This is a genomic window from Brevundimonas sp. RM1 (assembly GCF_052907225.1).
This window is the reverse complement of the sequence record NZ_JBRERY010000001.1, coordinates 249,453-261,162: the sequence shown is the minus strand read 5'-3', so window position 1 is coordinate 261,162 and position 11,710 is coordinate 249,453. Positions and strand designations below refer to the sequence as shown.

Below are 11,710 nucleotides of genomic sequence, written 5' to 3'. Positions count from 1 at the left end.
GATCGTTCAGGCGCTCAGGATTGCGACGCGGCGGGCGCGGACGCCGTGGAAGGCGCGGAGAAGAGGGAGGCGAAACGCTCGTTCGGTTCGGACCGGCCGGGGCGTTCAAGCCCCTGCCCCATGACCCGGTTCAGCGGGGTGTCGCGGGCGACGTCCTCGCCGAAGGCCTGACGGCGGCGGGCGGCCTCGACGGCGGCGGCCTCGGCCTCCAGCGGGGTGCACAGCGTCATCACATAGGACTCGCCGGCGCCGAACACGGCGTCCCCGCGACGGGCGTATTTGTCATAGACCAGCGGCAGGGTGTTCTTGACCGCCGCCAGGCCCAGACCGCCCTTGCGGTCGATGTCCATCATCTCGCCCATGCACATCTTGCCCGGCTCGACGCACATGTTGACCACGGCGTCGAACAGGCGGTCGTCGACGGAGGCGTAGTGGATGACCGGCACCTTCTCGCTAGGCTTCTCAAGCTCCAGATAGGTGTCGCGATCCAGCCCCTGACCGGCGGCGCGCACGCCCGCGACCCACTGGTCGAAGCCGGCCTGATCCAGACCGTGGAAGGCGAAGCGCATGTTCGAGAAGCCGTCGCCGGAATAGTTGGCCGAGAAGCCGACGTATTCGCCCGGGCGGTTGATGACGGCGTGCAGCTTCGTCTCCATGCCCGGCATGGCGTAGATCTGACCGGCCAGGGCGGGGATGTAGAAGGAGTTCATCACCCCGGTCGAGGTGATGTGGAAGCGGATCGGCCGATCAACCGGCGCGGCCAGTTCGTTCACCGTGGCGATGCCGTATTCGGGGTAGATGAACAGCCACTTCCAGTCCATGGCCACCACCTCGACCTGCAGCGGGCGGTGATCCTCGGCCACGGCCTGCCCCTCAGCGATGCGGTCCAGCGGCCGATAGGGGTCCAGAAGGTGCGTCCCGGCCCAGGTGATGGCGCCCAGGCAGATGATGATCAGCAGCGGCGCGGCCCAGATCACCAACTCCAGATGGGTCGAGTGGTCCCAATCCGGCTCATACCGGGCTTCCTTGTTCGATTCCCGATACTTCCAGGCGAAGAAGACGGTCAGGATCATCACCGGAATGATGATGATCAGCATCAGCACCACGGACATGACCAGCAGGTCGCGCTGTTGGGCGGCGATGTCGCCGGCGGGCGCAAGGACCACGGCCTCGCAGCCGGGCAGCAGGGCCAGAAGAGGCAACAGCAACAGGGGGCGCAGTCGGCGCACGGCGGCTCCAGTCGAGGTTCGAGGCAAGGGCACGGTCATCTTGCAGGCCCCGTAACCCCGCCCCCGAACAGGCGACATTGGACAATCTGCCCTATCCCCTGTTCCGACCATCGGGAGCAAAGGGGCTGTTTCAACATTCTATTGTCGCGGGCGCGCGTGCGCCCCGGTTCCTGGAGCCTCATCGGTCATGAACGCAGCCAGCGGCGCGCCTTCTTCAGAGCCCCTCGAGCGGGACGCCAGCCGGATCAACGCGCGAGACGGCAAAATCGACGCGGGCGAAATCGCCATCGGCGTCATCATCGGCCGAACGTCGGAATTCTTCGACTTCTTCGTCTACGCCATCGCCTCGGTCGTGGTGTTTCCGCAGTTGGTCTTCCCCTATGCGGGGCCGCTGGGCGGGACGCTGTTGTCCTTCGCCGTCTTCGCCGTGGCCTTCATCGCCCGGCCGTTCGGCACCGCCCTGTTCATCGCCGTCGACCGACGCTTCGGCCGCGGGACCAAGCTGACCATCGCCCTGTTCCTGCTAGGCCTGTCGACGGTCTGCCTGGGCTTCCTGCCCGGACACGCGCAGGTCGGCCATTGGTCGGCCGCCATGCTGATCGCGCTGCGGATCGGTCAGGGCGTAGCCCTGGGCGGCGCCTGGGACGGCATGGCCTCGCTTCTGGCCGTCGCCGCGCCCGAGAAGCGCCGCGGCTGGTACGCCATGGTGCCGCAACTGGGCGCGCCCTTCGGCCTGATCGTGGCCAGCGCCCTGTTCGCCTATTTCCTCAGCAAGCTGTCGGCCGCCGACTTCATGGACTGGGGCTGGCGCTATCCCTTCTTCGTGGCCTTCGCCATCAACGTGGTGGCCCTGTTCGCGCGCCTGCGCATCGTGGTGACGCCCACCTTCCAGGCCGCCTTCAAGACGCTGGAGCTGCATCCCACACCCGTGACCAAGGCCGTGCGCGAAGAAGGCGGCAGCATCGTCATCGGCGCCTTCGCCCCCCTGGCCAGCTTCGCCATGTTCCACATGGTGACGGTGTTCCCGCTGTCGTGGGTCTTCCTCTACACGGACGAGGCGCCCAGCCGCTTCCTGATGATCGAACTGATCGGCGCCGTCTTCGGCCTGATCGCCATCATGGCCTCGGGTTGGCTGGCCGACCGCTACGGCCGACGCGCCCTGCTGGCCGTCACGGCGGCGGGCATCGCCGCCTTCTCGGGCTTCGCGCCCCAGCTTCTGGACGGCGGCCCGGCGGGCGAGCTGACCTATATGATCCTGGGCTTCATCCTGCTGGGCCTGTCGTTCGGCCAGGCCTCGGGTTCGATCGCCTCCAGCTTCAGCCTGACCAACCGCTACACGGCCTCGGCCCTGACCTCGGATCTGGCCTGGTTGTTCGGCGCGGGCTTCGCCCCGCTGGCGGCCCTGGCGCTGTCGGGCAAGTTCGGCCTGCTGGCGGGCGGCGCCTATCTGCTGTCGGGCGCCATCTGCACCCTGCTGGCCCTATGGCTGAACCGCGAACTGGCCAAGGGTCGCGCGGGCGCCAAGGCGTAGGGCTTTCTCTTCGTCCAATAGAGAAGGGGCGCGGCCAGCCGGTCGCGCCCCTTTTTGGTTGCGCTAGCGCTCGCCGCGCGGCGCCTCGCTGCTTGAGCGCATATTGATGTGTGTGTTCAGCCCTGCGCCTTGGCCTTGCGGCGCCAGTGGGTCAGCAGGTGTTCAGTATAGCCGTTCGGCTGCTCCCTGCCCTTGAACACCAGATCGCAGGCCGCCCGCCACGCCGGGCCGTCATATCCAGGCGCTAGAGGACGATAGGCCGGATCGCCCGCGTTCTGACGATCCACCACCACGGCCATGCGCTTCAGCGCCTCCATGACCTCATCCTCGGTCGTGACGCCGTGCCGCAGCCAGTTGGCCAGATGCTGGCTGGAGATCCGCAGCGTCGCCCGGTCCTCCATCAGGCCCACGTCGTGGATGTCCGGCACCTTGGAGCAGCCGACGCCCTGATCCACCCAGCGCACGACATAGCCGAGGATGCCCTGGGCGTTGTTGTCCAGCTCCTGCCGGATCTCGTCGGCGCCCGGCGTCCCGACCGCAAACGGCGGGGTCAGAAGGGGCGTCAGGCCCGTCGGCGCACGCTTGGCGATCTCGGCCTGACGCGCCCAGACGTCGACCTCGTGATAATGCAGGGCGTGCAGGGTCGCCGCCGTCGGCGACGGAACCCAGGCCGTCGAGGCGCCCGCACGCGGATGGCCCGCCTTGGCCGCCAGCATGTCGCCCATGCGGTCCGGCGCCGCCCACATCCCCTTGCCGATCTGCGACCGGCCCGACAGGCCCGCCTTCAGGCCGATGTCGACATTGCGGTCCTCATAGGCCTTGATCCAGCCGGTCTCGCGCACCGCCTCCTTGCGCACGACGGGACCGCCTTCCATCACCGTGTGGATCTCGTCGCCGGTGCGATCCAGGAAGCCGGTGTTGATGAAGACCACCCGGCCCTTCGCCGCCGCGATGCAGTTCATCAGGTTGACGCTGGTGCGGCGCTCCTCATCCATGATGCCCATCTTCAGCGTCAGGGCGGGCAGGCCCAGCATGGTCTCGACCGCGCCGAACAGTTCGTCGGCGAAGGCTGTCTCGTCCGACCCGTGCATCTTGGGCCGCACCACATAGACCGAGCCCGCCGGACTGTTGCGCGCCTCGGCCGGACGGCGCAGGTCGTGCAGGCCGATCAGGCCGGTCATGGCGATGTCCAGCAGATGCTCGGGCGTCTCGCGCCCGTGGGCGTCCAGCACGGCGTCAGTCGTCAGGTGCAGGCCGACGTTGCGCACCAGCATCAGGCTGCGCCCCTTCAGCGCCAGCCGCGATCCATCGGGCGCCGTATAGACGCGGTCCGGGTTCAGCCGCCGCTCGACCGTGCGGCCGTCTTTCTGGAAATCGGCCTGAAGATCGCCGCGCATCAGGCCCAGCCAGTTGGCGTAGACCAGCCGCTTGTCCGCCGCGTCGACGGCGGCGACGCTGTCCTCGGCGTCGGCGATGGCCGACAGGGCCGCCTCGACCAGCACATCGGCGACGCCCGCCGGATCGTCCTTACCGATGCGGTGTGCGCGGTCGATGACGATCTCCAGATGCAGGCCGTTGTGGCGCAGCAGAACGCCCGACGGCGCATCGGCCTGGCCCGAATAGCCTGCGAACACGTCCGCGCCCGCCAGCCCGGTCTCAAGCCCGCTGTCCAGCGTCACGATCAGGCGGCCATGCTCGACCCGATAGGCCGCGGCCTGAGCGTGCGATCCGGTCGCCAGCGGCGCCGCCTGATCCAGAAGGGCGCGGGCGCGGGCGATGACGCGGGCGCCGCGTTCGACGTCATAGCCGCCCGCCTTCGGCGCCTCGCCCAGCGCGTCCGTGCCGTAGAGGGCGTCATACAGGCTGCCCCAGCGCGCATTGGCGGCGTTCAGCAGGTAGCGGGCGTTGGTCAGGGGCACGACCAGTTGCGGCCCAGCCAGGGTCGCGATCTCGGGGTCGACGTTCGCCGTCTCGGCCCGAACGCCGTCGCGTTCAGATTCGATGTAGCCGATCTCGCGCAGATAGGCCTGATAGGCCGCCTGATCCGGCTGGCCCGGATAGGCGCGGTGCCAATCGTCCAGCTTGCCCTGCAGTTCATCGCGGCGTTCCAGAAGATCGCGGTTGCGACGGCCGAAGCGGGCCAGCAGCCCCTCGACGCCGGCCCAGAAGCCTGCGGCGCTCACGCCCGTATCCGGCGTCGCCCGATCGCGCACGAAGGCGTCCAGTTCGGCGGCGACCTTCAGGCTGCCGTGACGGACATAGGCGTCGGCGGGGGTCTTGGGGGCGTCGAACATGGCGGTCTCCTTCATCGCCCAGACTAGTCGCGTCCTGCCTCGCTATCCACGGCGAAGAAAGACGCCTATCTTTGCATAATCCGCAATGATGAGAGCCCGCCATGCTGGCCGAGTATGAAATCTTCGTCCGTGCGCTGGAGGAAGGCAGCCTGTCCGCCGCCGCGCGGCGGCTGGACCTGTCGCCCGCCGTGGCCTCGCGCAGGTTGGCGCGGCTGGAGGACCGGCTGGGCGTGCGGCTGATCGAGCGCACCTCGCGCCGTCTGGCCCCGACCGAGGCCGGACGGCTGGTCTATGACCGCGCGGCGCAGTTGCTGGAAGGGGTCGAGGATCTGGAGGCCGTGGTGTCGCGCCGCACGACGCAGGCGCGCGGCCTGCTGCGCGTCTCGGCGCCGACCTCGTTCGGACGGCGGCGGCTGGCGCCCCTGCTCCAGCCGTTTCTGGCAGCCCAGCCCCGCCTGACGCTGGAGCTGAACCTGAGCGACGCCTTCGTCGACCTGATGGCCGAGGACGTAGATGTGGCGGTGCGGATCGGCGGCTATGAGGCGGAAAATCCGCTGATGCACCGGCTGGCGCCGAACCGGCGGGTGCTGTGCGCCTCGCCCGCCTATCTGGCCGAGCACGGCGCGCCGGACAGTCTGGACGACCTGCGCCGTCACGCCCAGCTGGCGGCCGAGAACCAGTCGACCTGGCGGCTGGAAGGCCCCGAAGGCGCCGTCGTCTTTCGCGCCCGCAGCCGGGTGCGGACCAACTCAAGCGAAGTGGCGCGCGAACTGGCGCTGGCGGGCGGCGGGGTGGCCCTGCGCTCGACCTGGGACGTCGGCGACGAACTGCGCGACGGGCGGCTGAAGGTGGTGCTGCCGCAGTATGCCGGATCGTCGGACGTGGCGATCTTCGCCCTGACGGCAGGCCGGGCGCGGGCCGAAACCCGCGTCCGCGCCTTCATCGACTTCCTGTCCGGCCTCTATGGCGAGACGCCGGAGTGGGATCGGTGACTACTCCTGAGAAGCCGCCGTCGTCGGCTTCATCCAGCGATCCAGCCAGGACGCCATTTCATACAGGGTGTGGCCGACCGATTCCCGCGCGCGATAGCCGTGGTCCTCCTTGGGCAGGACGACATAGCGCGCCGTCGCCCCATTGCCCTTCAGCGCGGCGTAGAAGCGTTCCGTCTGAATCGGGAAGGTGCCGGAGTTGGCGTCCGCCTCGCCGTGGATCAGCAGGATCGGCTCATTCACCTTGTTGGCGTAGGTGAAGGGGGACATGGCGTTATAGGTCTCGGTCGCCTCCCAGTATGACCGCTGCTCGGCCTGGAAGCCGAACGGCGTCAGGGTGCGGTTATAGGCGCCCGAGCGCGCGATGCCCGTCTTGAACAGGTCGGTGTGCGCCAAGAGGTTCGCCGTCATGAAGGCGCCGTAGCTGTGGCCGCCGACGGCGATCCGCTCCCGTTCCGCCACGCCCAGAGCCACCACGGCGTCGACCGCCGCCTTGGCGCTGGCCGACAGCTGCTCGATGTAGGTGTCGTTCGGCTCGGCCCCGTCGCGGCCGATGATCGGCATCGTCGGGTTGTCGAGAATGGCGTAGCCCTGGGTCAGCAGGAACAGGTGGCTCGATCCCGACGGGCGCACGAAGCGGTTGTCGGTGTCCACGACCTGACCCGCCACGGCGGCGTCGGTGAACTCGGCCGGATAGGCCCACATCAGCAGCGGCAGCGGGCCGTCGCGATCCTTGTCGTAACCGGCGGGCAGATACAGCGTCCCCGACAGCTCCACCCCGTCGTCGCGGGTGTAGGTGATCAGCTGGCGCGTGGCCCCGGCCAGTTGCGGCGCCGGATCGGGGAAGTTCGTCAGTTGGGTGACGCCGCCGTCCAGATCACGCACGCGCAGGTTGGCCGGATCGGTGCGGCTTTCGCGATAGGTGACCAGCTTGCGGCCCGCCTCGTCCAGCACGCCCACGACGCTTTCATACTCGCCCTGGGCCGAGCGCCAGACGCGTTCCGTCTCGCCCGTATTCAGGTCCATCAGGTCGAGGAAGGGATAGGCGCCCTCGCGCGTCGCCCCGTCGCCCTCGACGAAGACCTTTGAGCCGTCGGCGTTGAAGCGCATGACCGAACGGCCGCGCGCGTTCGGCTCGGTCACGACCGAGCCCGGATCGTTGTAGCGATCCTGATAGTTGCGATCGACCAGGACGCGGCCCGCGCCGGGGTTCGACGGATCGACCAGGGTGCGCGTCTCGTGCCGGGTGTTGAACCAGCGGCTGTTGACGATGGCGGCGTCGTTCCGGCCCCAGGTCGTTCCGGCGTAGCGTTCCTTCAGGTCGGCCAGGGTCTGCACCCGGTCGTTGAAGGGCGCGCGCAGCATGAAGACGCGGTCGCGCACCTCGGCGGCGTTGCGCGGGTCGCCGCCGTCCTGAGCCTCGGCCCAGACCAGGGTGGCGTCGGCGTCGGCCCGCCACTGGACCGCGCGCGGACCCGGCGCCACGGCGTCGAACGGCGTCGGCACGTTATCGCGCAGCGGCAGGTCGGCCACGCGGTGCACCTGGCGTCCGTTCATGTCGGTGACGATGACGTCCGAGGGGAACAGGCTGGCGGGCACGACGTAGGAATAGGGCTTCTTCACCCGCGTCTGCAGGATGTAGCGCCCGTCCGGCGAGGTCGAGACGCCCAGAATGACGCCCGGCTGGCCCACCGAGCGCGCGCGGCCGTTCAGCGACACCACGGTCGGCTGACTGGTGAAGTAGTAGTCGAACAGGGCCTCGTCGCCCACGTTGGACAGCAGATCCTGATAGGTCCGCACCGGGGCGGCGCGGCCGCCGGTCTCGGTGATGATCGGGCCTTCCGGCGGATGGTCGACGTTGGGCGCCAGGCCGCGCCCGGCCGGAACCGCCAGGACCAACAGGCCCGAGGAGTCCGACAGCCAGGAGAAGCCCGAACCCGCCGCCGCATTGACCATCGGCCCGTTCAGCTTGCGCGCCTTGGCCTGGGCGACATCGGCGGTCCAAAGCTCCAGCCCGTTGGGCGCATTGACCAGGAAGGCCACAGCCTGGCCGTTCGGCGCCCAGCTGACATTGGTCAGGCGCGCATTGGCGGGCAAGCCCGTCACCGGGCGCGCAGGCCCGCCGTCGACCGCCTGGAAGCTGAGCCCCGTCAGCCAGGAGACGCGGCTGTTGGCCGGGCCGTTGTTCTTGGGATTGATGCGATAGCCCGCCAGCCGCAGCATCGGCTCGGCCAGTTCGGCGATGGCCGGCAGGTTGGAGCGGTCGGTCAGCAGCAGGGTCTTGCGGTCGGGGCTGACGCTGACGCCCGGATTGGGCTTGGCGTCCAGAATCTGGGCGATGGGCGACGGCGGTTGGTGATAGGTCGGCGCGGCGTCCTGGGCGACCGCTGCGACCGGCAGGGCCAGGGCTGGAACGGCGGCGGCGAGCACGAGGGCGGGCAAGGCGGCCCGCAGCAGACGATGGCGCATGGATTTTCCCCACTGAGACGAGTCTTATGTGGCGCTAGGTGTGAGACCCCTGCGGTCCAGGGTCAACCGTCAGGCTTGTCACGCCATGCCTCCCCCTGCGTCGCGCTTGCCGCTTGCTCCACTTCCCGGCCCGCTTTAAGGACGGAGGAGACCACGATATTCATCAGTTGGTGAAAAAGGGAGTCCGATGGGCAAGATTTACGCTGACGTGAAGTCCGCGCTGGAGGGGCTGACATTCGACGGCATGACCGTCATGTCCGGCGGCTTCGGCCTGTGCGGCATTCCCGAAAACCTGATCGCAGGCTTGCGCGACACGGGCGTGAAGGGTCTGACCGTCATCTCCAACAATGCGGGCGTGGACGGCTTCGGCCTGGGCCAGCTGCTGGAGACGCGCCAGATCGCCAAGATGATCTCGTCCTACGTCGGCGAGAACAAGGAGTTCGAGCGCCAGTACCTGGCCGGCGAGCTGCAGCTGGAGTTCAACCCGCAGGGCACCCTGGCCGAGCGCATCCGCGCGGGCGGCGCGGGCATCCCGGCCTTCTTCACCGCCACCGGCGTCGGCACCCTGGTCGCCGAGGGCAAGGAAGTGCGCGACTTCGACGGCCGCAAATACGTCATGGAGACGGGGCTGGTCGCGGACCTGGCCATCGTCAAGGCGTGGAAGGCTGACGAGCGCGGCAATCTGGTGTTCCGCAAGACGGCCCGCAACTTCAACCCGATGATGGCCACCGCCGGAAAGGTGACGGTCGTCGAGGTGGAGGAGATCGTCCCCGTCGGCTCGATCGACCCCGATCACATTCACACGCCGGGCGTCTATGTCGACCGCCTGATCCAGACCGTGTCCGAAAAGCGCATCGAACAGCGCACCGTCCGCAAGCGGGAGGCTTGATCCAAATGGCACGTACTCGCGAACAACTGGCTGAACGCGCCGCCAAGGAGCTGCAGGACGGCTTCTATGTGAACCTGGGGATCGGTATCCCGACCCTGGTGGCCAACTACATCCCCGACGGCATGGTCGTGACCCTGCAGTCGGAGAACGGCATGCTGGGCATGGGCCCCTTCCCCTATGAGGGCGAGGAAGATCCCGACCTGATCAACGCCGGCAAGCAGACGATCACCGAAATTCCCGAGAGCAGCTATTTCAGCTCGGCTGACAGCTTCGCCATGATCCGCGGCGGCCACATCAATCTGTCGATCCTGGGCGCCATGGAAGTGGCCCAGAACGGCGACATCGCCAACTGGATGATCCCCGGCAAGCTGGTGAAGGGCATGGGCGGGGCCATGGACCTGGTCGCGGGCGTCAAACGCGTGGTCGTGGTCATGGAGCACGCCAACAAACACGGCCAGTCCAAGGTGCTGAAGACCTGCACCCTGCCGCTGACCGGCACGGGCGTGGTCAGCCGCATCATCACCGATCTGGCGACCTTCGACGTCAAGGCGGACGGTTCGGGGCTGGAGCTGATCGAACTGGCCGACGGCGTCACGCTGGACGAGGTCGCCGCCAAGACCGAGGCCGAATACACGGTGGCGGCGGGCGTGGGCTGAACCGCCCTCCTCTCGCTCTGAAACAGAAACCCCGGCGACCGCGAGGCCGCCGGGGTTTTCCATGTCTTCCTTCTCCCCTTGTGGGAGAAGGAATTAGTCCCGCATCGCCTGAAAGCCCTGCTGGTCCGTCCAGAGGACGATCTGACGGCTGGTCTCGGCCGTGGCGCGGTCAAAGGCGGCGACGATGGCCGACTGGCGGTTCACGCCTGCGCTCTCGCTGACCGTGATGCGGTCCTCGGCCACGATCGAACGATCGCCCGGCCGGACCAGACGCAGCAGCACGACGATGGTCGCATCCGGCACGGCGTCCGGCGCGACGTAGGACGCCTCGAACCGGCGCACGTCCACGCTCAGCAACAGGCCGTCGCGCGTCAACGGACCGCTGCTCAGCACGGTGCACGTCCCGCCGTCCAGGAAGGCGTTGCGCAGGGCTTCCTCGAACAGGGTCTCGGCCGGAGACACCCAGCGCGCGCCCTTGATATAGGCCGCCTCGGTCCCCGTCACGGCCAGGATGCGGTCGCCGCGCGCCGCTTCGGGAAAGTCCACCCGGCGCATGGAGACATGGACATCCGGGCAGGCCGAGGTCGCGCCCGTTCCGGCATAGGCCGAGGCGCCCCCGAAACGATACAGCTGAACCGGGTCCGGCGACGACAGCAAAGCGCAGCCAGACAGGGCGACCGACGCCCCCGCAATCATCAGTGTGGAACGGATCACGGCTGCACCTCGATTTCCTTGGACGGCGCCTTGGCGATGAACTCACGCGGACTGTCGCGCACGTTGTCAATGAGCGACTGCAGCGAGCGGGTCGCCCGATCCAGTTGGCGAATAGTGTCGTTCAACTGCGGCACGGTCTGCGTGCCGAATTCGCCCAATGGCCCTTCCAGTCCGGTCGCAGAACGGTTGATCGAGGCGATGGCGGCCTGCGCCTCGCGCGTCGCCTGGTTGATGTTGGCGATGGCCTGCTTGCCGTCGGTGTCGACCATCTGGCGCGCACTGGCGCCCAGGGCCTGATATTCGCCGACAGCGGCGTTGGCCTTGGTGATGGTCTCTTCCAACTGCTGGAACATGCCCTTGCGGGCCTCCAGTTCGGCGGTCAGGGCCTCGACGTTCTTCACGCTGGTCGAGAAGCTGCGGATGTTGTCGTCCGACATCACGCGGTTGATGCGGTTCAAGGCGTCCACCGTCTGGGCCAGCACCGTGCCCGATCCGCTCAGCAGTTCGGCGATGGGGCTGGGCTGGCTCTGGATCACCGGCACGACGTTGTCCGGATACTGGTCCTTCAGCAGCGGGCTGTCCGGGGCGCCGGCGGTGATCTGGATGTAGTTCAGGCCGGTGATGCCCTGCGGCTCCAACTGGGCGCGCGAGGTCACGCGCACCGGCGTCGTACCGTTCAGCCGCACGCGGGCGATGACCTGATCGCCCTTCTTCGGATCCAGATTCAGGTTGGTCACCTCGCCGACGCGGATGCCGTTGAAGTGGACCTCTCCCCCCTCCGACAGGCCGCGCACCGGGCCGTAGAAGACGATGTCGTAGACGTCGAAATCCTTGTTGAACTGCAGCCGCGCCAACCAGATGGTGAACACCGCCAGCGCCAGCAGAAGGGCGACTGTGGCGATGCCGACGGCGGCGTAATGAGCGTCTCTTTCCATCGTT

9 protein-coding genes are annotated in these 11,710 nt (G+C 68.1%); 4 read left to right on the top strand and 5 right to left on the bottom strand.

The window, feature by feature from the left end; genetic code table 11:
• Nucleotides 1-14: 14 nt before the first annotated feature.
• A complete protein-coding gene (cyoA, locus tag ACU5AP_RS01330) occupies nt 15-1,229 on the bottom strand; it encodes a ubiquinol oxidase subunit II (protein ID WP_046653379.1) in 1,215 nt (404 codons plus the stop codon).
• 187 nt (nt 1,230-1,416) lie between these two features.
• Between cyoA and ACU5AP_RS01325 the strand changes: the two genes are divergently transcribed.
• A complete protein-coding gene (locus tag ACU5AP_RS01325) occupies nt 1,417-2,760 on the top strand; it encodes an MFS transporter (protein WP_446680696.1) in 1,344 nt (447 codons plus the stop codon).
• 116 nt (nt 2,761-2,876) lie between these two features.
• Here ACU5AP_RS01325 and ACU5AP_RS01320 read toward each other — a convergent pair whose 3' ends face one another.
• Nucleotides 2,877-5,054, bottom strand: coding sequence for a malate synthase G (locus tag ACU5AP_RS01320; protein WP_446680695.1), 2,178 nt, complete (start codon nt 5,052-5,054; stop codon nt 2,877-2,879).
• Between the two features lie 101 nt (nt 5,055-5,155).
• Between ACU5AP_RS01320 and ACU5AP_RS01315 the strand changes: the two genes are divergently transcribed.
• Nucleotides 5,156-6,046 (top strand): LysR family transcriptional regulator, encoded by an 891-nt coding sequence (locus ACU5AP_RS01315; RefSeq protein ID WP_446680694.1) that lies wholly within the window; start codon nt 5,156-5,158, stop codon nt 6,044-6,046.
• On the opposite strand, the gene ACU5AP_RS01310 is transcribed toward ACU5AP_RS01315, so the two are convergent.
• Nucleotides 6,047-8,512 carry a prolyl oligopeptidase family serine peptidase gene (locus ACU5AP_RS01310; RefSeq protein WP_446680693.1) on the bottom strand — a complete coding sequence of 822 codons (2,466 nt, stop codon included), beginning with the start codon at nt 8,510-8,512 and terminating at the stop codon, nt 6,047-6,049.
• A 187-nt stretch (nt 8,513-8,699) separates the two neighbouring features.
• Between ACU5AP_RS01310 and ACU5AP_RS01305 the strand changes: the two genes are divergently transcribed.
• Together ACU5AP_RS01305 and ACU5AP_RS01300 are read left to right on the top strand one after the other, a co-directional pair.
• Complete coding sequence (locus tag ACU5AP_RS01305; RefSeq protein ID WP_076223858.1) at nt 8,700-9,401, top strand: CoA transferase subunit A; 702 nt, start codon at nt 8,700-8,702, stop codon at nt 9,399-9,401.
• A gap of 5 nt (nt 9,402-9,406) precedes the next feature.
• Complete coding sequence (locus ACU5AP_RS01300) at nt 9,407-10,057, top strand: 3-oxoacid CoA-transferase subunit B (protein WP_446680692.1); 651 nt, start codon at nt 9,407-9,409, stop codon at nt 10,055-10,057.
• A 93-nt stretch (nt 10,058-10,150) separates the two neighbouring features.
• Here ACU5AP_RS01300 and ACU5AP_RS01295 read toward each other — a convergent pair whose 3' ends face one another.
• Nucleotides 10,151-10,771: an ABC-type transport auxiliary lipoprotein family protein gene (locus ACU5AP_RS01295; protein WP_232624006.1), complete on the bottom strand. Its 621-nt coding sequence runs from the start codon at nt 10,769-10,771 to the stop codon at nt 10,151-10,153.
• Nucleotides 10,768-11,706, bottom strand: coding sequence for an MlaD family protein (locus tag ACU5AP_RS01290; protein ID WP_003165649.1), 939 nt, complete (start codon nt 11,704-11,706; stop codon nt 10,768-10,770). The genes ACU5AP_RS01295 and ACU5AP_RS01290 overlap by 4 nt, the downstream gene beginning before the upstream one ends.
• Between the last annotated feature and the right edge of the window lie 4 nt (nt 11,707-11,710).

Coding starts and splice junctions, on each gene's coding strand:
- ACU5AP_RS01310 (WP_446680693.1), bottom strand. CDS start 8,512: ATGCGCCATCGTCTGCTGCGGGCCGCCTTGCCCGCCCTCGTGCTCGCC.
- ACU5AP_RS01320 (WP_446680695.1), bottom strand. CDS start 5,054: ATGTTCGACGCCCCCAAGACCCCCGCCGACGCCTATGTCCGTCACGGC.
- ACU5AP_RS01315 (WP_446680694.1), top strand. CDS start 5,156: ATGCTGGCCGAGTATGAAATCTTCGTCCGTGCGCTGGAGGAAGGCAGC.
- ACU5AP_RS01300 (WP_446680692.1), top strand. CDS start 9,407: ATGGCACGTACTCGCGAACAACTGGCTGAACGCGCCGCCAAGGAGCTG.
- ACU5AP_RS01325 (WP_446680696.1), top strand. CDS start 1,417: ATGAACGCAGCCAGCGGCGCGCCTTCTTCAGAGCCCCTCGAGCGGGAC.
- ACU5AP_RS01305 (WP_076223858.1), top strand. CDS start 8,700: ATGGGCAAGATTTACGCTGACGTGAAGTCCGCGCTGGAGGGGCTGACA.
- ACU5AP_RS01290 (WP_003165649.1), bottom strand. CDS start 11,706: ATGGAAAGAGACGCTCATTACGCCGCCGTCGGCATCGCCACAGTCGCC.